Origin of the sequence: Caballeronia sp. INML3B, assembly GCF_023631305.1 — a bacterium.
GTDB lineage: Bacteria > Pseudomonadota > Gammaproteobacteria > Burkholderiales > Burkholderiaceae > Caballeronia > Caballeronia turbans.
The window spans coordinates 196,973-216,722 of the sequence record NZ_JALQDI010000077.1 but is presented as its reverse complement, the minus strand read 5'-3'; the positions used below and the strand labels follow the sequence as shown (position 1 = coordinate 216,722).

Annotated in this window: 13 protein-coding genes and 1 pseudogene; 1 reads left to right on the top strand and 13 read right to left on the bottom strand. The window is 66.4% G+C overall.

Annotated elements, in window-relative coordinates; genetic code table 11:
* Positions 1-61 precede the first annotated feature (61 nt).
* The 7 genes from NCS58_RS32020 to NCS58_RS31990 form a co-directional block, all read right to left on the bottom strand.
* On the bottom strand, positions 62-2,746 hold the full coding sequence (locus tag NCS58_RS32020) for a DUF2169 domain-containing protein (protein ID WP_250478470.1): 2,685 nt from the start codon (positions 2,744-2,746) through the stop codon (positions 62-64).
* A 3-nt stretch (positions 2,747-2,749) separates the two neighbouring features.
* A complete protein-coding gene (locus tag NCS58_RS32015) occupies positions 2,750-5,572 on the bottom strand; it encodes a type VI secretion system tip protein TssI/VgrG (RefSeq protein ID WP_250478469.1) in 2,823 nt (940 codons plus the stop codon).
* Positions 5,573-5,706: 134 nt separating this feature from the next.
* On the bottom strand, positions 5,707-6,102 hold the full coding sequence (locus NCS58_RS32010; protein ID WP_250478468.1) for a DUF4150 domain-containing protein: 396 nt from the start codon (positions 6,100-6,102) through the stop codon (positions 5,707-5,709).
* A 10-nt stretch (positions 6,103-6,112) separates the two neighbouring features.
* Positions 6,113-6,781: a DUF3540 domain-containing protein gene (locus NCS58_RS32005; protein WP_250478467.1), complete on the bottom strand. Its 669-nt coding sequence runs from the start codon at positions 6,779-6,781 to the stop codon at positions 6,113-6,115.
* Positions 6,782-6,845: 64 nt separating this feature from the next.
* On the bottom strand, positions 6,846-7,838 hold the full coding sequence (locus NCS58_RS32000; RefSeq protein WP_250478466.1) for a pentapeptide repeat-containing protein: 993 nt from the start codon (positions 7,836-7,838) through the stop codon (positions 6,846-6,848).
* Between the two features lie 154 nt (positions 7,839-7,992).
* On the bottom strand, positions 7,993-8,940 hold the full coding sequence (locus tag NCS58_RS31995) for a hypothetical protein (protein ID WP_250478465.1): 948 nt from the start codon (positions 8,938-8,940) through the stop codon (positions 7,993-7,995).
* 182 nt (positions 8,941-9,122) lie between these two features.
* The gene (locus NCS58_RS31990; protein WP_284502498.1) at positions 9,123-11,108 is read right to left on the bottom strand and encodes a hypothetical protein; all 1,986 of its coding nucleotides are present in this window, start codon (positions 11,106-11,108) and stop codon (positions 9,123-9,125) included.
* A gap of 411 nt (positions 11,109-11,519) precedes the next feature.
* Between NCS58_RS31990 and NCS58_RS31985 the strand changes: the two are divergent.
* Positions 11,520-11,807: pseudogene (locus NCS58_RS31985) on the top strand (dimethylsulfonioproprionate lyase family protein); the annotation flags it as partial.
* 99 nt (positions 11,808-11,906) lie between these two features.
* Here NCS58_RS31985 and NCS58_RS31980 read toward each other — a convergent pair.
* The 6 genes from NCS58_RS31980 to NCS58_RS31955 form a co-directional block, all read right to left on the bottom strand.
* The gene (locus NCS58_RS31980) at positions 11,907-13,712 is read right to left on the bottom strand and encodes a sigma-54-dependent Fis family transcriptional regulator (protein WP_250478462.1); all 1,806 of its coding nucleotides are present in this window, start codon (positions 13,710-13,712) and stop codon (positions 11,907-11,909) included.
* A gap of 76 nt (positions 13,713-13,788) precedes the next feature.
* On the bottom strand, positions 13,789-14,922 hold the full coding sequence (locus tag NCS58_RS31975) for a branched-chain amino acid ABC transporter substrate-binding protein (protein ID WP_250491310.1): 1,134 nt from the start codon (positions 14,920-14,922) through the stop codon (positions 13,789-13,791).
* Positions 14,919-15,638 (bottom strand): HAD family hydrolase, encoded by a 720-nt coding sequence (locus tag NCS58_RS31970; RefSeq protein ID WP_250478460.1) that lies wholly within the window; start codon positions 15,636-15,638, stop codon positions 14,919-14,921. The genes NCS58_RS31975 and NCS58_RS31970 overlap by 4 nt, the downstream gene beginning before the upstream one ends.
* Positions 15,635-16,405 (bottom strand): enoyl-CoA hydratase/isomerase family protein, encoded by a 771-nt coding sequence (locus NCS58_RS31965; RefSeq protein ID WP_250478459.1) that lies wholly within the window; start codon positions 16,403-16,405, stop codon positions 15,635-15,637. Before NCS58_RS31965 ends, NCS58_RS31970 begins: the two co-directional genes overlap by 4 nt.
* A complete protein-coding gene (locus tag NCS58_RS31960) occupies positions 16,402-18,159 on the bottom strand; it encodes a thioesterase, FlK family (RefSeq protein ID WP_250478458.1) in 1,758 nt (585 codons plus the stop codon). The genes NCS58_RS31965 and NCS58_RS31960 overlap by 4 nt, the downstream gene beginning before the upstream one ends.
* Positions 18,160-18,663: 504 nt before the next feature.
* The gene (locus tag NCS58_RS31955) at positions 18,664-19,662 is read right to left on the bottom strand and encodes an NAD-dependent epimerase/dehydratase family protein (RefSeq protein ID WP_250478457.1); all 999 of its coding nucleotides are present in this window, start codon (positions 19,660-19,662) and stop codon (positions 18,664-18,666) included.
* Between the last annotated feature and the right edge of the window lie 88 nt (positions 19,663-19,750).

Here is a 19,750-nt window from a genome sequence, read left to right as displayed (position 1 = left end):
GCCGCCGCGCGTCCGATGCCTCGAAATAAGCGCCAAAGAGGCGAGTGTTCGGGGCTTCGCATCAGACGGCCGGCGGCCGGTACTTGAGGATCGTCCGCTCGATGTTCGAGCCTTCGACCATCGCGAGGGTCGGTTGCGTCTCGTCGAAATTGACGCCGTACAGATTCGCGTGCCGGAGCAGCGCGCCGTCGAGCCTCGCCTTGCGCAGCGAACCTTTGAACAGGTTGATCGCGGTCAGATCGGCGCCGCTGAGATCGGCCTTCGCGAACTTCGCGCCTGGCGCCAGCGCGCGCCGGAAGATCGCCGTCGCGGCTTGCGCGTTGCTGAAATCGGCATCGTCCAGCAACGCGCGCTCCAGATTCGCGCCGCGCAGTTGCGCGCCCTGCCAGTTCCCGCGGACGAGGTTCGCGCCCGCCAGTTGCGCGCCGTCGAAGCACGCCGACTGCGCGCGCGATGCGCCCAGGTTCGCGCCGGCGAACGTTGCCTGCCGCGCCTGTGCGCCGTGGAAGACCGTCTGCTCGCAGCGCGCGCCTTCGAAGTTGCCGCCGTTCAGCACGCTTTCGCGGAATGTCGCACGATCCAGTGCCGCGCCACGGAAGTTCGCGCCGGTCAGATCGCCGGCATCGAAGTGGGTTTCCTGCGCATGACATGCCGATGCATCCGCGCCCGCCATCTTCGCCTTGTTGAAGAGCGCGCGGCCGAGCCGTGCCGCGCCGAGCCGCGCGGCGCTGAAATCGGCCATCGAGAAATCGCCGCCCGTCAGGTTCGCGGCGCGCAGATCGGCGTCGGTGAACTTTGCGCCGCCGCCGCTCGTGTCCATCAGTTCGGCATCCTGCAAATCCGCGCCGCTGAAATCCGTCTCCCGGAGCAGCGCCTGGCTGAACTTCGCGCGTTGCAGCGCGCTCTTCGCGAACGAGGTCTTTTCGAGCAGCGCCGCCGAAAAATCCGCGCCGGACAAATCGAGCGCGGACAGATCGAGGCCGGACAGATCGTAGCCGGCGAGGCTCTCGCGCGCCGCGTGCCGCGCGATCACCTGCTCGCGCGTCAGTTGCGCCGTCGGCGGCTGCGGCAACGGCGGCGCGGACAAGTCGGGCGCGTCCGGCATGGCGGGTGTTGCCGGCAGCGCCGCCAGCGCCGCGAGCGCGGACGGATCGACGGAAGGCAGCGGCGTGCCGGGCTGCGGCAGCGCGGCGAGATCCGCGGTTGCCGGATTCGACGCCAGCCAGCCGTTCACCTCGCCCTCGCTCATGCCGGCCTGCTTCAGCATTTCGCGCGTGGCGTCCTGCATCCTCGCCGCCATCGACGGCAAGTCGGCGAGGTTCGGCTCCGGTCCCGGGTCGGCGGCCTTCAGAAGCGGCGCGAGGTCCGCGTCGCTCAGGCCGTGCGTCTGCATGAACGCACGCGTGCGCGCGTTCTGCGCCGCGGTCATGCGCTCGATTTCGGCGAGGCTCACCGGAGCCGGCGGCTCCTCGACCTTCAGGAACGGTTCGAGATCCTTCGCGGTCAGTCCGTGCCTGTTCATGAAGGCGTCGGTCTGACGGTTCAGGTCCGCGGTCATCGTCTGGACCTGAGCCAGTTCTTGCGCCGCTTCCTCTGTGATCGGCGCGGGCATCGCCGGGACGGACAGCGCGGCGGGCGCCGTTGCCGCCGCCGTGCTTGCGGCGATCGGCGCGGCCGGTTCGGCGGGCGTCGCGTCGGCGGCTTTGGTCAGGCTGGCCAGCAACTCGTCGCGATAATGCTCGAACGGCAACGGCGCCGATGCCATCGGTTCCCACGCGGCCAGCATGTGCGTGACGTCGCTCGCGTCGGAATCGGTGACGGCGGCGAGCGCGCGATACAGAACCATCCCGCATCCGAGCTCGGGAAACAGCCAGACCGTGTCCGCCCGCGCGTCGAGTTCGCGCACGACCGCTGAATCGGACGCCGCATCGGACGCCCGGCCGTACACGAAGCAGCGCGCGCGCAAGCCCGGCAACTGGCCGCGCAACAGCGGACGACGCGCATCCATGCCCTGAATCTCGAACGTCTCGTCGCCGGCGAAATAGCCGGACGCGCGCCATTGATCGGACGGCGCGCTCATGAAGAACTGCTCGCGCGTGTCGGCGGGCAGATGCGGCCAGTCGGTCGCGAGCCAGCGTTCATCGCACGCGCCGAGATACTGCTGGCGCTGCGGCGACATCGGATCGAACGCCCAGAAGCCCGCCGGGTCGGGACAATCGGCGCGGCCGAGCATCCGCCGCGTTTCGTATTCGACGTTCGGCAGCGCCAGACGCGCGCCGCCGTCCTGCCCGGGCGATACCCATCCCTTGCCGGACGGATTCGCCGTCCAGCCCGCCCCGCCGAACGCCGTCGCCGGGACGATCGGAATGCGCGCATACGGCGCTGGCCGCGAGGGCAATCCGCCGACGCCGAAGTGCCGCTCGCCGCTGACGACGAGCGTTTTCGCGAGCTCGCCCACACGCACGCTCACGCGCATCTGCTCGACCTCGCTGCCGAGCGGCGCGCAGGCCGCGCCGTAGACGAGATATTCGCCCGCCGGCTTCGGATAGCCCTGATCGAGCATTCCGTCGTTGCCGAGCGCCTGCTCGACCAGCGCCCAGACTTCGTTTTCCGGCACGAGACCGTCGATCCCGCCGGGCGCGTCGAAGCGGAAACACGCCATCAGGCTCAGCGCAAGCGAGTCGCGCCGCGCGAAACGGAAGGCGCGGTAGAGCAGCGCCATATCGAGCGATTTCAGGACTTTCATCGTTCAGCCCAACTGGATCAGTTTGCCGGTGCAGGCCACCCAGGAATCGGCGTACAGGAGCACCGTGGCGCCGCTCACGGTCGTCGATCCGAGGCCGCGCAGCACGGCCTTGCCCGCGGCGTTGATCTCGACATCGGCGGTTGCCTGCGCCGACACGGAAGCGCCGCTCAGGTTCGCCTTGCCGATAGCCTTGAGCGCCAGGTCTGCCGCCGCCTCGACGGTGACGGCCGGCGCCTTGATCGTCGTCGTGGCGACTCCGGTGATCGCGACATCGCTGCCGGTGGCGCCGAATTTCGCCGGCGTGGTCATCGCGATGCCCGCCGCGGACATCGACAGCTTCGCGAGCGAGCCCGCCGGCCCCACGGTCATGGCGACGCTCGCGTTCGCGCCGAGATCGGGCGTCGACATCGCGAGCTTCGCGCCCACGCCCGCGAGACCGACGCCGAGATTGACGCCCTTGTCGTCGAGCGTGACGTTGCTCACGTAGGCGGCTTCGGTGTTGAGCGTCGTGGCGAGCGATCGCGCCGCGTACTGCATGAAGCCATAGACGCCGAGCGCCTCGGCCCCGGCGAGCGCGTACTGCGCGTCCAGCAGCCCGGTCGTGTTGGGCGTCCACGCGCCGGCTTTCGCGCCGTCGCTCTGATACGCCTTGTAGGTCGAGGCGATCGCGAGCGCCGCCTGCGCGGCGAGCGCGGTGCTGGCCGCGATCTTGACGCCCGTCTTCACCGTGTTCACGGTCGCCGTGACGAGCGGCAACTGGCCGCCGGACAGCGTCACTTTCTCCACCGCGCGCTGGTTCTGCTTCTGATTGAGCGTGATGCCGGTCGAATCGTCGATGGTCAGCGACTGCACCGATGGCGACAGCCACGAGCCCGCGCCCGACGCGCCCGCCGCCGCGCCCATGAGACCGCCGATCGCCGCGCCGGCGACGGTATTGCCCGCAATCGACGATGCCCCGCCGCCCGATGTCGCGGCGAGCGCCCCGAGTCCCGCGCCGCCCGCCGCCGCCCCGGCGATCCCGCCCACCGCCGCCGCGTTGGGCAGCCCGGCGAACACGCCGTTCCACGTGACGCTCATGCCCGCCGACATCGCAAGCGTCGCGCCGAGCGTCGCATTGTTGTTGACGGCCGCCGACAGCGTCGTCGCCGCGCCGACCGTCAACGTGTTCTTGCCGCCGACGCTCGTCGCGTTGGTCGTGCCGAGCGTGACGGTTTCGCTGTTGCCCGCCGTGCTGCTCCAGATGCTGCCGCCGCCTTTCGGATCGATCGAGCCTATGCCGATCGTGCTGTTATGGAACGGCGAATGCAGCCACATGACTTCCTTGCCTTCGCTGTCGCCCATATGCAGCATGTTGCCGCCCGCCGTGCTGATGCGGTTCTCGTGCGCGCTCGCCTGTTCGACGACGCTTGGATTCTCCGAATTCGGCACCGCGCCGACGATCACGGGCCGGTCCGGATCGCCGTCGGTGAAGGACAGCAGCACCTCGGCGCCCTTGTGCAGCGGAAAGTGCATGCCGTGGTCGCTGCCCGCATAGGGCGTCGCCATGCGCACGCGCGCGGAGCCCTTGTTGGGATTCTTGTCGGTCAGATCGAACGGCAGTTGCACCTTGTACTGACCGAACTCGTCGAGCTCCGCGTACTGGCCCGAACCTTCGCTGTCGATGAACGCGGTCATCGTGCCGGCCACGCGCGGCTTGGACGTCGCGCGCTGCGGCCGGAACTGCACGTTCGCGGGAATCGCGCGAAAACTGTTGCGATACGACGTCTCGCCGCGCGCGCCACTGGCGCCGGCCAGCAGCGCGCCCGCCTGCGTGCCCCGGTGATGAATCTCCGTGATGAGATAGGTGTCGTTGAAATCCTGCCGGTAATGGCCCGCGAGCCGCGCGAAGTAGCCGCTGCGCAGCCCGACCGCCGTCGCCTCGCCCGAAAACACGCGGCCCTGGCAGACGAGCGCCTGCGCGCGCAGTTTCGCGTAGCGCCGGCCTTCGGTCTCGCCGCGAAAATTCTCGCCGTAGAGCATGACCTGGCCGAGCCCGTCGTCCGATACGGTTTCGACGATCTTCAGCGGCACCGCCGCCTTGCGATGATTGAACTCCTGCAGGATCACTTCCTTGGGCAAGGGCTTCTGGCGGCTCACGAAGTCGCGCACGGAGCGCCCGGAGACGCCGGTGTCCATCTCGTCGTCGGGACGATAGTCGACTTGCACCGCGTTCGCGTCGTGCATGATGCGGTCATCGACGACGATCAGTTGCCCGCCCGCGTCGTGATCGAAGTAGTAATACATGCCTTCGTTTTCGAGCCAGCGCGACACGAAATCAAGATGCGTCTCCTCGTACTGACAGACGAAGCTGCGCGGCCGGTACGCGCCGTTGCGCTCGAAATTGCCGCTCAGGCGGAAAGCGTAATCGCTGTCGGTGAACTGGCTGTCCTTCAGCACGCGCTCGAGCGTGGCGGGAATCGGCTGTTCGTCGAGATACACCTCGGAGATGCGATACAGCGACAGCCGCCATAGACGCGGCACCAGCACGGCGCGATAGAACACGTAGCCGTCCGCACGATGCAACTGGTCGAATTCGGCCAGCACGCCGTGATACGGCACGTTGTCGCGGCCATCGGGCGGATAGATGACGAACGTCGCGGGATGCCTGAGCATGGCGTCGAAATCGATCGACGCATCTTCCGACACGAGGGTCAGCGTGAAGCGGAAGGGCTGCGAGATCGCCTCGAAGCCTTCCATTTCGACGACGGCGAACTTGCCGGCATCGTGCGCGGCGGATCGGAAATCGAAGCGCCGATTCGCGAGTACGTTGTCAGACGGTGCATTCACAATGCTTTCCTCACAGGCTTTTTTGGGTTCGAACAGCCCCGCGGCGTCGCGCGCCGCTCGCTTGGTCGCGCCGCGCGTCCTTCACTGCCGCAGGTTCCGGGCGTTCGCATGGCCGTTTCATGTGTGCGCGAGCCTCAGCTCATTACCATGACGATCGCCTGGCTCGGCGCCACCACCGAGCCGACGATATTGCCGTCGTTGTGCTGCGTCATGTCGCCGAGCCGCACGGCGGGCGCGCCTTCGAGCATCACGCAGACGCTGCCGAGCGGGAAGGCGACCGGCCCCATCACCTGATTCGATACGACGCCGCCCGCCACGCCGGCCTGATCGCCGTCGCTCATGGAAATCTGCGATGCGGTCGTCAGCGCCGGCATCCCGCCGATCATCACCTTGGTCGTCGCCGGATTGCCGAGCATCGGCATCCCGATGTTCGGATAGGGAATCGGCACGGGCGGTGCGGGCGGCGCGGGCGTCTTGCAGACGTCGGGCGCGCCCATGCACTGCCCGGCCTGTTTGGTGACTGCGAACATGGTGTTCCCCTTAGCCGAGATCGATTTTTTCGCCGTCGATACGCACATGGCCCTCGGCCAGCACGCTCGCGTGCTGCGCGGTGATGTGCAGCCGCTCCTCGACCTGCATCCGCACGCGGCCGGCGCGCGTTTCGTCGACGTCTTCGGTCCAGCGGAAACTCGTGCGCGCCTTTTGCACCAGCCGCTCCACCGTCGATGTCATCTCCCGCGCGACCGTCCGCACGATGCCGAAGCGCGCCTGCGTCTCGCGAATCGACGCGTTCATCCGGTCGAAGGCGAGATCGCCGATCACGCCCTCCACGGCCACGCGCGGCGCACCGATGGCCACCTCCGACGTCGCGTTCATGCGGATGCGCGCGGCGTCGATCCGCAGCCCGCCTTGCGCCGCGTGCAGCGCGACGCCGCCCGGCAGCAGCAGATCGGCGCTGTCCGGGACCGCGCGCGCCAGCACCGCCAGCACGTAAGCCGCGACGTTTGCGCCGGCGCGGCAGACCAGCACGGAATCGCCGCAATCCGGCTCGACGAGGCAGCTATCCGCGCGCAGCGCGCGCTCCAGAGAGCCATCGGCTGCGCTCAGGAAGTACCACTGTCCCGCGCGCCCGGTCACGGTCGCGTAGACGAGACTGGCCGCTTCGTCGTTGCTCGCCCGCATCATCGGGACCAGATTGGTTTGCTTCATGGTTCGTTCCGCCTGTCGAGTCGTGTGTCGAGTCGTGTTTGCCGCGTCCGCTCTGCCGGGCGCGTCATCGGGCGCGCCACTCTTCGGCCTGCAACAGCAGGTCGTCCGTGGGACGCACGTTGCTCAGGTTCGCGCCGTCCCAGCGCGTGCGTTCCTGTTTCAGCGCGTGTGCGTTGGAGCCGCTCAAATCCGCGCGGGAGCCGTCCGCCTCGGAAAAATCCGCATGAGACAGCTCGCAGTTCACGAACCGCGCGGCTTTCAGCGATGCGCGCCGCCACGTCGCCTTCTTCAATACCGAGCGGTCCCAGTGCACGCCATCGGCGCGTGCGTCGGAAAAATCCGCCCCGCTCGCATCCGATAAATCGAAGCGCGCGCCCTGCAAGTCGGCCTGCGCGAGCCGCGCGCCGAGCAGCGCCGTGTACTGGCCTTTCACGCCGGCCAGCATTGCGCCGTCGAGTTGCGCATCGATGAAACTCGTGCGGTCCAGCGCGAGCCCGCCGAGATTCGCGCCTTGCAGTTGCGCGGCGTCGAGAATCGTCATGGTCAGGTCGCACGTCCGCAGATCATGGCCGCGAAGGTTCGCGCCCTTTAGATAAGCATTGCGCAACGACGCGCCCGCCAGCTTGGCGCTCGCGAGATCGGTGTTCATCGCGGTCCAGCGAACGAGCGTCGCGCGCGAGAAGTCCGTTCCGGCGAATACGCTGCCGTAGGCATCGGCGCGAATGAGCCGCGCCCCGGCGAACGAGCTCGCGTTGCAATCGCAGGCGTTGAAATGTGCGCCGGAAAAGTCCGCGTCCTGCGCATTCGCTGCGCGCAGATCGACGCGCGTGAATGTCGCGCCCGCGGCCTGCGCGCGCGTCAGATTCGCGCCGGACAGTGCGACCTTTTGGAATTCCGCGCCGGCGAGCATCGCGCCCGACAGATTCGCGCCCGCTAGCGAGACATTCGTGAAGCGGCTTCCGGACAAGTCCTGACCGGACAGATCAATGCCGCTCAGATCGATATCGGCGATCTGCCGGTCGCGGGCGAGCGCGTTCCTGAGCTGCTCCGGCGTCATGCTGCCTTTCTCCGCGTGCGGCGCGCTTTGCCTTGCCTGCCTGTTGCTTTCATCGCTTGCTCCGTCGTTGTTGCTTCTGCGTGAGTCTCGCGCGACGGTGCTACCGCCGTGTTGCAATGTCCGGCGGCTGCGTTACGGATGTAACCGGAGCCGTTCACGCGGCGACGCCCGGCACGATGTCCGCGCGTGCCGTCTCGTCCTGCCGTGCGCCGCCGTGGCCGAGAAACGCCAGGCGCTTTTGCAGCACGCTCGCGCTCGTCAGTTCCAGGATTTCGGAAAAGGCCATGCGCGTCATGGATTTGGGATCGGCCGTGCGCGCGCCCTGCTCCGCCATCAGCGTGGCGATGACCTCGCGGTAGTCCTCGATGCCCGCCACCATGATGTCGAACCAGCTCAGCCACGCGGCCTCGATGGTCTCGTCCTGCACGAGCAGCTTGCACAGACGTCCGATGCGCGTCGCCTGATCGAGCAGGATCACGTCGATCTCGCTTTCGTTCGCGCCGAGGCGCTCGCGCAGGCCGGCGTCCCATCGGACGCTGATTTCGGGAAGGAAGATGTAGCGCAAACCCTGCACGATGCCGATGCGGCTATCGGCCGAGGGAATCATCGTGAAACCGTCGATCGCCCAGCCTTCGCCGGGAAAGCCGACGATCTGGCGCACGAGTTCGACCGTATCCGCGATGCGCGTGGGCACCTTGAACATGACCGTGAGGCCGGGACGCGCGTTGTCGGTCCACTCGCCCGGCGGCAGCACGCGGCCGACGAAAGCATCGGTCTGCGCCGCGCCGTTCGCGAGCGAGAACACGCTCGCGGCGAGCCTTGCGGCGTCGAAGCCCGCTTCGGCTTTCACTTCGAGACCGACGGATAGTTCCTGACTCGATCCATACCGCCCGAGCACGGGGCGCAGCACGACTTCGCGCACGCGCGCGTCGCTCGTCAGCAGCGTGACCAGCGGCCCGACGAAATGCCTGAAACGCGCGCCGACCGGATAGACGACCGACGCCGGCATCGTGGGCGCGCCATGACCGCGCAGTCGCGCGAGTCCGCCAGCCGAAATCTGCTGTGTCAAGCCCACGAAATAATGATCCACAGCGTCGGCCATCGCCGTTCCTTGTTGTTGTGTCGCGCCGGTTCGAGTACGTCGCAGTGTAGCCATGCGCGGCGCGGCCAAAGCTCCGAGCAGAGCGCCAAAGAGGCGACTATTCGTGGCTTTGCCGCGCCGCGTGTTTTGCATCGCGCGTTGCATCGCGCTTGCTCGGCGCCGGCTGTTCGCTAACCTCGCGCTTATTTCGCGACACCGACCCGCTGGCAGCTCGCGAGCGCGCCGTTGCTGCCTTGCGTGTAGGCGAGGCGGTATCCGCCGTTCGCGAGACCGTGCTTCGACGCCAGTACGATCTGACCGAGCGTGCCCCTGGCGGCGGGACGCGCCATCGACGGCTGTTGCTCGATGATCAGATCCGCGAGTTGCGGATTCGCGCGCGCTTCGTCCGCGCCGATGATGCGCCGCACGTTCGACACGCTGCCGCGGTACCACCCGTAGAACGGCCGATACGCCGGCCCCGCGTAATGGCTGTCGATGATCATGTACGGATCGAGCGTCTTCAGCGCGTGCAGCACGTCGTTATCGTTGAGGATGTAGGCGAGATCGCCGCCGAGACGCGAACCCGGCTCGCCGATGTGCGCCGGATCGTAGCGCCAGCCTTCCGGCCCGTTGCGCAGCTCGGACCACTTCTTCCCCGTCCAGGTCACGACATGCGACAGCGCGATGGTGGAGGTTGCCGTCTCCGGAACCGTCACGTTGTTGACCTTCGGCGGCGCGACCGTGATGTACAGCAGATCGCCCGGCAGCAGGTGCTTCGACGTGTCGTCGAAGTTGCCGTGATTGATGTCGAGCAGCACGCCCGTCTGTTGCGGACCGGCCCATTTGGGCGTGCTCGCCGCGCCGGCGGGCGTCATGCACGCCTGCGTGGTGATGCCGGTTTCGACTTCGCGGTTGTCCGTGGTCAGTCCCGCGAAGTTGTAGACCCACGCGGTGAAGTCGGAGCAGTCCACGCCGTGCCATTGAATCTGCGCGGGCGGCAAGGCCTGCGCGCTCGCTTCGCCCTGGTGCTGAACGATCTGCGAGCCGTCGATGCCGCTGCGCTGCGCGGTGCAGGTCATGCCGTACTTCTGCGTCGAACTGCTCTTCTCGCCCGACGTGCTGCCCTTCGACGAATTGCGATACCTCGGATCGGCCGACGACGAATCGTCCGGCGGCAGCCAGCCCGGAACGTGGTGATGGCAATAGTTGACATTCTGATCGACCCAGTAATTTTCGACTGCGATCACGAGTTCGCGCTGGAACATGGCGATGTCCGTGCATCCGGCGGGCGGCTCGATCGCGCCGTACTGGCCGGCGAGCGGGCCCCAGCTGCTCGTCGTCTGGAAGGTCGACCAGTTGGTCTTCGTCATATTGCCGGTGAGCTTCGCCTGCACGTCGTTCCTGCGGCCTTCGAAGAGCGCGAGGTTGTCGTTCAGCAAGGCGATGCGGTCGCCGCACGTCGACGCGCTGCCCTTCGCCGTCTGGATCGCGCCCGGCATCACCGGCTCCAGTTGCGCGACCGACGTGATGCCCGAGCGGTTGCGCGGGTTCGACATGTGCATCGACGCGCCCGCCGTGATCGAGCAGTTGCCGCCGTCGGGCGCGCCGAGCGTGCCGTCGGCGGCGACATTGCCCGCGCCCGCGTGGCACGAAGTCAGCGTGTCGCCGTTGGCGGCCTGCGCGACGATGTCCTGCGTGCTCGCATCGATGGAACTGCCGTCGGTAGTGCGGCTTTCGGATTCCGCGCCGAGGGCGAGCGCCATCTTCGCGCCGTCCGTGACCGCCGACGCCGTGCCCATCGCGACGAGCGTCGGCGTCGTCTGCTGCACGTCGATATCGCCGGCGAACGCGTTCACGCGCGCCATCGCCGCGGCGATATGGCCCGCGACGAGGCCGCCCGCGGCGCGCGCATCGGCGACGACCGCGTTCGAGTACGCGGATACGACCATCTGCGACGGCGCGCTGAGATAGACCGCGTCGAGTTCGCCGGAGAGGCTCGTGGCCGTTCCATTCGCTTCCTCCTCGAAGCTGCCGCCCGTCACGCGCACGAGCAGCGGATAGCGCAGCGTGCCGCGCAGGCTGAACGTGCCGTCGCTATCGGTGGTGGCGACGGCGGCGGGTTTGTCGGACACCGTGCCGTCGGCGGAGATCTCGTGCGCGGTCACGGATGCGTTCGCAACCGGACCCATATACACGCCGCCCGACGTGGACGGCGTCGAGCCGCCGCACGCGGAAAGAAACAGGGAAAACGCCGCACCCGCCGCGACGGTGGAAAGAATGGGCTTCACGATGACCTTTTCGTTGGAATTTGCGCGCCGCAGGCACGGCGTGTGACATACGGATGCGGCTTCGCAAAGCCTTGCATCGACGTCGCCAGCGTAAGGGAAGCGTATGAAAGCCGATCCTGCGATCAGACTCGAAAAGCAGCGGCTTTTCGGGGAAATGGGCGCGGCGCGCGGCGAACAGGCTCCTCGACGCTCGCAAGACCGTCGACGTCTAGCTCCGCAAGCTGAACTGCAACATGTTCTTGGCGAGACCGATCCACGAACGGCAAAAAATCAGCATGGTCTTCCGAAGCACCTGGTCGCGGGGAAGCTCTTATGAATCGCCGTGCGGAGAACGTGGCGGCTTTCATCGCCATTGCGGAAAAGCTGTTTCAGTCGGAGAAACTGCCGGAAGGCGAATGCCGCGTCGCCGCGCGCGTGTTCGAGCGGCTGCAGACACCATCCGACGATGGCGTTCGGCCCCAGACGCGCTATCCCGCATGCGAGTGGCTCGACGCCACGCTTGCGCCCTTCATCGACGACGACACCGCCTACGTGCTCTTCACGCCCGGTGAACTCCGGCAGGACGACGGCGAATGGATCGATCCGGGCATGGGCGGCGGCATTCATAACGTTCGCAATAATCCGCATGCGATGCGAGCCGGTTCCGTGCCCTTTCTCGCCGTCTGGTCGCTGCTGACGAAAGACGGCGACTGGCGATCCTCAATCCGGCGCACGTATCGCCCTCTCAATACGAATCCCATGCCGCTTCATCTTCGCGTAGAGTGCGGGCTTCGACACCTGCAGCAGCTTCGCGCAGTTCGTCACATTGAAGCCGCACGCTTCGAGCGCGGCCTGTATCGCGATGCGTTCCGCTTCCTTCAGCGAAACCGGCGCGCCAAGATTGTCCGGCGACGCGCGGCCCGTCTGCGCGACAGGCGCACTGCCGAGAAGCGACGACACATCCGCGATACGCTCGCCCTCATTGAAATTGACGATCTTCTCGACGAGATTTTCGATCTCGCGCACATTGCCCGGCCAGTCGTGCGCTTCGAGTTGCCGCAATGCCTCTTCCGCGATCTCCGGCGTCGGCTTGTGCATGCGCGTGCAGTATCGATCGAGAAAGAATGCCGCCATTGCACGGATATCCTCGCGACGCTCGCGAAGCGGCGGAATCGTGATTTCGATCACGTTGCAGCGGTAGTACAAGTCTTCGCGGAAGGTCTTCGCGATCACCATCGACGCGAGATCACGATTGCTCGCGCAGATGATGCGCACATCGACGGGAATGCCGCGCGTATCGCCGATGCGCGTGACTTCGCGCTCTTGCAGCACGCGCAGCAGCTTCGCCTGCACGTCGATGGGCAGCTCCGATATCTCGTCGAGAAACACCGTGCCGCCATCGGCCGATTCGAACTTGCCCGGACGGCCGTCGCGCGCCGCTCCGGTGAAGCTGCCGGGCGCGTGGCCGAACAGCTCGCTTTCGATCAGCGCATGCGGCAACGCCGCGCAGTTGATCGCGATGAACGGCTGCGCGGCGCGCGCGCTCGCATTGTGGATCGCCTGAGCGAAGACTTCCTTGCCGACCCCGCTCTCGCCCGACAACAACACGTTCGATGCGCCGCGCGCCGCCTTCTTCGCGGCATCGACGGCGCGCTTCAGACCCGCGCTCGATCCGATCACGCTACCGAACGTGAAGCGGGCGTGATTGCCCGCGTAGCGCCCGGCCATCTTGCGCACGCGCCGCATCTCGCGAAACGTGTTGACGACCGACACCACTTCGCCGCAACGGTTCTTGATCGGAATGGCGGTGTCGAGCAGATGCAGATGCCGCGCCGGCGAATCGATGATCAGTTCGCGATCGACATAGCCCACGCCCGTGCGATAAATCGGTCCGACGATCGGCTCGAAATCGATCACTTCGTTGAGCGTCTTGCCGATGCTCGTCTTCGGATCGATGCCGAGGATGCGCCCCGCGACCGAATTGACGTGCCGCAGCACGTGGCCTTGCCCGATGACCATCAGACCGTCGCCGATATGATCGATGATCGCGCGCTGTTCCTCGACGAGCGTGTCATAGGCGGCGAGATCAAAGGCGCTGTGAAGCAGGACGTCGAGCGTCGCGCCGAGCAGCGCGATCCACGGAGCGGGCGTCGGATCATCTGATGAAGGCGAACGCAACGCGACGAGAAAGACCCGCCGCCCGTGCGCATCGACGCGCAGCGCGAACGCCTGCGCAACCGATGCAGCCGCGCCTTGCAACGAGAGCATCACGCACCGTCCATCCGATGTCGCCGTCGCCGCTTCCGCGAGGGCGGCGAGCCGATCCGACGGACACTGCGCGAGGAACGCATCGAGCGTGGCATCGGCGATATGCGCGGCGCCTTCGAGCACATGGCCGCCGCGATCCAGCGTGCAGATGCATGCCTTCGCTTCGCGCGCCGCGAGACGGCGCGCCAAGCGCCAGCGGGGAGACGCGAGCGCGCTCTCCAGCGTGGCGATGTCGGGATCGAGCGCAACGGTGGCCATGTCTGCCTGCGAACGGTCGGGCAACGGCTTCGAATATATCAGGACAAAATCCCGCCGCCCGGCGTCGCGTGGCGCATCAGTCCTTCTGCGCGATCGCGGTCAGCGCGCCGCCGTTCAGCCGATACACCGTGACCGGCGCATCGATCCAGTCACCGTTCGCATCGAACTTCACGGGGCCGAGGATGCTCGCGAACGACTGAACGCGCAACGTCTTCACGAATACTTCGGGTTTCGCTGATCCCGCCTTTTGCATCGCGTCGGCGACCACGAGCGTCGCTGCGTAGAACGCGGGCGCGTAAGTATCGACATCGGCGCCGAACGCGCTCTTGAACTTCGCGCGGAACGTCTTGCCGTCGGGCAGCGTGTCGAGCGGCGCACCGCCCTGCGCGCAGAACATGCGCTTGTCGGCGACGCCCGCCGAGAGCTTGTCGAACTCGGGCGAACAGATGCCGTCGCCGCCGACGAGCGTCGCGTTCACGCCGAGCTCGCCCATCTGCCGCGCGAGCGTCGCGGCTTGCGCGTAGTAGCCGCCGTAGAACACGACCTGCGGATTGCGCGACTTGATCTGCGTGAGGATCGCCTTGAAATCGGTTGACTTGTCGGTGCTGTATTCCCGCGCGACGACCTGCATGCCCTCCTTCTGCGCGGTCTTGATGAACACGTCGGCGACGCCCGTGCCGTATGCGGTCCGGTCATCGATCACGGCGGCGCGCTGCGCGCCGAGCACCTTCGATGCATAGACCGCCATGCGACCTCCCATCACGTTGTCGTTGGTGGCGAGGCGAAACACGTAGGGATAACCGAGATGCGTGAGATCCGGATTCGACGATGCGCCCGTAATCATCACGACATGCGCATCGTTATAGATACGCGCCGCCGGAATGCTCACGCCCGAGTTGTAATGGCCGATCACCGCCGAAACGCCATCGTCGACGAGCTTCTGCGCGACGTTCACGCCGACTTTCGGATCGCCCTGATCGTCCATCGAGATCAGCTCGAATTTCACGGGCTTGCCGGCGATCGTAAAGTCCGTCGCGTTCAGCTCGTCGATGGCGAGGCGCACGCCGCGCTCGTCGTCCTTGCCGCTTTGCGCCGCGCTGCCGGTGAGCGGTCCCGCCACGCCGATCTTGACCACTTGCTGCGCGTGTACAACGCTGCACAGCATCGCAGCGGATACGACGCACGCAATCGCCATGTTCATCGGTTTCATATCGTTTCCCCAGTCGCTGTGAATGACAGACTATCCAGAACGTCCCGTACCGGCGACAACGTGTCGAACTCGAAATCCGGACGCGGCTGCCACGCGCCGAGCGTATCGCCGCCGCGATTGATCCACGCCACCGCCATGCCGAGCGGCTTCGCGCCGTCGATATCGGCCCAGCTCGCGAGCGAGCAATGCAGCACCTCCTGCGCGGGCAGCGCGAGGCGGTCGAGCGCGAGCGAGAAGATCGCCTGCGACGGCTTGTACGCCTGCGCCATCTCCGCGGTCGTCACGTGCTCGAAGTAGCGCGTGAGCTGCGTGCGGCGCCACAGGTCGCTATCCATGTTCGTGATCGGCATGAGCGGATAGCGCGACGCGGCCCAGTCCAGAAACGGCGCCGCGTCCTCGTGCGCGGGCGATGCCTCGACGAGATGCGTGAGGAACACATCGGTCAGCGCATCCATCGTGTGGCCACGGCGCGCGCCGGGCCAGCGCGCATCCAGCACGGCCGCGAGCGCCTGCTGCGCGACATCGCGATAACGCGCGTACGCCTGGCCGCGGTAGAGCCGCACGTTGCGGATGTCCCAGTCGAGATAGATGTCGAACGGTGCGTCATTGGTTTCGACGGACAGCCGCCGCAGCACTTCCGTCATGCCGAGCGTGCCGCCGCGATCGACATCGACGAGCGTGCCGAAGTAATCGAAGGTCAGGGCTTTCGGGTTCATCGTGCATTCTCCTTGCGCGTCGCGAAGGCCTTCACGCGCTCGGCGGCGTCGGGGTCCGCGAAGGCCTCGATGGTCGCCGCGAATTCGAGTTCGAGGCTGCGCGAAAGCGTGTCCGTTAGTGCCGTGGTGACGGTCCGCTTGAGACGCGCAATCGACGTGTGCGACTTCCGCGCGATGCGCGCCGCCAGCGTCATCGCCGTGGCGAGCATCGCAGCGCGCGGCACGACGCGATTGACGAGCCCCATCGACAACAGCGACTGCGCGCTTTGCCGTTCGCCGAGCAGCCACAGTTCCATCGCGCGTTGATGGCCGACCGATTGCGGCAGCAGATGCGTGACGCCGCCCGTCACGAACTGGCCCCACTCCATTTCCGGAAAGAACGCGACGAGATCGTCCGACGCCACGACGATGTCGCAATTGAGCATCCACTCGAAACCGCCGCCGACCGCGAAGCCATGCACCGCACCGACGACCGGCTTCGCGTTGAACATCAAATCGCGCGTGATGCGCTGGATGCGCTCGATGTGACTACGAATGTTCGCATCGCTCGCGCTCTGCTCGCCGAATTCCTTGAGATCGTCGCCCGCGCAGAACGCGCGGCCTTCGCCCGTCAGCACGATCACGCGGCACGACGCGTCGTCGTTCGCGCGTTGCAACGCGTCGTGCAGATCGTCGAGCAGCGGCCCGCCGATCGCGTTCATGCGCTCGGGGCGCGCGAGCGTCACGATGCAAACGGGCCCATCCATGCTTGTCTTCACGTAGCTCATGCGGGCTCCTTGTCGATCCAGCGTGTCTTGCCTTCGGTGCGCGGAAAGTGTTCGAACGGGACCATGGTCACGGCCGCGCTCGCGCCGATGCGCTCGCGCACGGTCGTCTCGATGCGCAGCGCCGCATCCGGCCAGCGCTCGACGGGCAAGCCGTTCGCGGCCTCGACGGTCATCGCGATGCGGTCGTACGGACCCGGCCCTTTCAGCACGATGCGGAACATGCCCGACGCCCATTGCGGCAGCGCCTCGACCGCGAGCCGCACCGCGCCCGGAAACACGTTCACCCCGCGCACGTTGAACATGTCGTCGGTGCGGCCCGTCACACGAAAGCGCCACGCGCTGCGGCCGTCCGGACCAGGATCGGTGGCGGTCACCGTGACGACGTCGCGCGTCCGATAGCGCACGAGCGGCTGACATTGCTTGCGCAAGTGCGTGCAAACGAGCTCGCCTGTCGTGCCCGCTTCGATCGGCACACGCGCGAGCGTCTCGGGGTCAACGATCTCGGCGAACACCACGTCCGCCGCGTGATAAAGCAGATCGTGGGTCCAGTCGGTCTGTCCGCCAAGAATGCTCAGCACTTCCGATAGGCCGAAGTTCGCATTGCGCACCTTGAAGCCCCACTTCTCTTCCATCGCGGCGCGCAGTTCGGGATTGTCGAGACCCGCTTCGCCGCCGAAGAGACCGAGCTTCAGCCGGAGATCGCGCGGCGCGGGGCCGCGGGTCTCGCGCAACACCTGTTCGATCAGCGCGGGATAGGACGGCGTGCAGGAAATCGCGTTGATGCCGAGATTGAGGATCGAATCGATCAGGAGCCGCGTGTTGCCGACGCCGAACGGCACGACCGTCGCACCGGTGGCTTCGAGAATCGTGTGATCGGTGAAGCCGCCCGTCCACATGCAGTAGTTCAGGCAATGCACGACGCGATCGTCCGGACGGAGGCCCGCCGCCCACATCGAGCGCGCGCCGACGCGGGCGATGTCCGCAGCGTCGCGAGCGCTGTTGGCGAGAATCAGCGGCCGGCCGGTCGTGCCCGACGTGCGATGCAGCCGCGCGATGCCGGCTTCCGCGCACGCGGCGTAATTGCCGTACGGCGACGCGCCTTCCTGGCTCACGCGCAGCTCGTCCTTCTCGGTGAAAGGCATGTCCTGGAGCGTATCGAGCGTGATGTCGTCGCGGCCGGTCCAGTGCGCGAGCTTGGTCCGGTAGAACGCGGACATCGAGCGCAGATACGGCCAGTGCGATGCCCAGAGCGCGTCCTGCTGGCGGCGCACGTCGGCGGGCGGAAGCGTTTCGAACGCTTCGTCGAAAAAGACGCCGTGCGTCGGGGAATGATCAGCCATGTGCCTTCTCTCGTCGTGTGAGCGGGTCATCGCGGCGCGCGCTTCGATCGCGCATCGCTCGACGATGGCGCGCGCGTGGCTCGCCGTGCCGACCGGGCCGCCGGCATCGGAAGCGACAATGTCGAACCAGTACAGCGAGCCTTCGAGGTCGCGGAAAGTCGCGGTCGCGAAGACTTCGGCGCCGAGCGGCGTGGGCGCGAAATGATTAAGATGCGTCGTCACGCCGACGGACAGTTGCCCTTCGCCGACAGCATCGCGCAGTGTTTCGGCGCACGCGCGCTCGATCAGCGACAGCAGCGCGGGCGTGGACAGCACGTCGGGGTAGCGCTCGCCCGTGCGTTGCGCGTGAGCAGACGCGAGATCCGCGGTCGTGACGGTATGGGTGAGCGTGGTGGCTCGGCCTCGTTCGATCATGTGCAGCTCCGGGTTGTCTGGAGCGCAATTAATGCAAGGGCCGGGCCAAATGCGTCAAGGCCCCGGCTGGCGGGGCTTTGCGGGTTTGCGGATGCCGCGGGTCGGCATGGTGGAAAGATTCTTAACGTTGCGATTCGAAACGGTCGTCGGATTGTTTTACGGTGATAGCTTCCCGTCATCGGCGTCAACACCACCCCGAACCACCAACGGAAAGCAAAAAGCCGCCTCGACGTTTTCGAAATTATTTTCAGCGCGATTCCTGATAATACGAATTGTCACGCATGGGGGTACGGCGGGAGGTGCAGTCGCACCCAATGGGGGAAGGTTCGGCCCGACCGAACTGAATCTGACTTTTTGCCGAATCTGCGCTACGTGAGCCTGGCGTCCTGCAATTCGCGGAGCCGCTCGCCAGCGCGCACTTCAGCAGTATTCAGGTCGCTCGAAGATTGATCCCGCGAGCTGCGCGAGGCCCGTCTCGCCGCGCCATCTGAACGGCCGCTCGCTCTACGATGTGAGCCTCGATATCGAAGCGTGAAGGTCAGTCGTGAGACATCCGAGGCCGATGAGCGTCTTTTCGACGGCCACGTCCAGCGGCGTATGCGGCTCGTGCCCGAGTGTGTGGACGAGCCGCGCGTTATTCAGATGCACGGGCGTCGTCCATAGATAGCGCATTTCCCGAAGCTCCCTGAACGTCACATTGAACGGCGCGGCGAGCGCAAGCAGCCACCACGGAAAGCCGCCGACAGAGGGCTCGCGTCCGATGCGGCGCGCGACTACACGACGAATCGCGTCGGCCAAGCCGGTGCCGTCCTCGTCCCAATGACCGCTCATGTGGAAGCGCGCGAACGCATCAAGCGAATGGCGGTGCGCAAGCAGTTTTACCATCGTGCGAGCCACATCGGGCAGATACGCCCATTGATGTCCGATGCCGCGCGCACCCGGATTGCTGATCTTCGTGACCGGCTTTCCGGGCTTCACGAGTCCTTGCGCGAGCCAGTTATTGCCCGCTCTTGGCCCGAAAAAGTCCCCCGCGCGCACTATCAGCACGCGCGCGCCTTCCTTGCTCGCGCGTTGCAGACGCGCTTCCATTTCCACGCGAATCGCGCCTTTCCTGGTGACGGGATGCTGCGACGCGTCTTCGTCGATGAACGGAAACGCGTCCGGCCCGAAGTTGTAGACCGTGCCCGGCAACACGATGGTAGCGCCCTGCGCCTTCGCGGCCGCGATGGTGTTGTCGATCATCGGCAGCACGAGTTCGGCCCAGCGCTTGTAGCCCGGCGGATTTACCGCGTGCACGATCACGGATACGCCCTGCGCCGCGCGCGTCACGTCGGCCGCGTTCATCGCATCGCCGTGAATCCATTCGATGCCGTCGCCCTTTGATGCCCCCGCGCCACGCCGCAGCCCGCGCACGCGCCAGCCCGCGTCGCGCAATTGCCGCGCCACTTCCCCGCCAATGCCGCCCGTCGCCCCAAGTATCAAAACCGTTTCGCCTTGCGCCATGTCACGCCCCCAAAGTTGTTGGCGGAGCCATTCTCCGCCCTTCGCGCGCACATTAAAATTGGCGAACTTCGTTTATCCGATATACAAA

Bases quoted from the DNA above. Each gene is read 5' to 3' on its own strand.
- NCS58_RS31960 (WP_250478458.1), bottom strand. From the start codon at position 18,159: ATGATCGAACGAGGCCGAGCCACCACGCTCACCCATACCGTCACGACC.
- NCS58_RS31990 (WP_284502498.1), bottom strand. From the start codon at position 11,108: ATGGGTCCGGTTGCGAACGCATCCGTGACCGCGCACGAGATCTCCGCC.
- NCS58_RS32010 (WP_250478468.1), bottom strand. From the start codon at position 6,102: ATGTTCGCAGTCACCAAACAGGCCGGGCAGTGCATGGGCGCGCCCGAC.
- NCS58_RS31955 (WP_250478457.1), bottom strand. From the start codon at position 19,662: ATGGCGCAAGGCGAAACGGTTTTGATACTTGGGGCGACGGGCGGCATT.
- NCS58_RS32000 (WP_250478466.1), bottom strand. From the start codon at position 7,838: ATGACGCCGGAGCAGCTCAGGAACGCGCTCGCCCGCGACCGGCAGATC.
- NCS58_RS31975 (WP_250491310.1), bottom strand. From the start codon at position 14,922: ATGAAACCGATGAACATGGCGATTGCGTGCGTCGTATCCGCTGCGATG.
- NCS58_RS31980 (WP_250478462.1), bottom strand. From the start codon at position 13,712: ATGGCCACCGTTGCGCTCGATCCCGACATCGCCACGCTGGAGAGCGCG.
- NCS58_RS31995 (WP_250478465.1), bottom strand. From the start codon at position 8,940: ATGGCCGACGCTGTGGATCATTATTTCGTGGGCTTGACACAGCAGATT.
- NCS58_RS31965 (WP_250478459.1), bottom strand. From the start codon at position 16,405: ATGAGCTACGTGAAGACAAGCATGGATGGGCCCGTTTGCATCGTGACG.
- NCS58_RS32020 (WP_250478470.1), bottom strand. From the start codon at position 2,746: ATGAAAGTCCTGAAATCGCTCGATATGGCGCTGCTCTACCGCGCCTTC.
- NCS58_RS32005 (WP_250478467.1), bottom strand. From the start codon at position 6,781: ATGAAGCAAACCAATCTGGTCCCGATGATGCGGGCGAGCAACGACGAA.
- NCS58_RS31970 (WP_250478460.1), bottom strand. From the start codon at position 15,638: ATGAACCCGAAAGCCCTGACCTTCGATTACTTCGGCACGCTCGTCGAT.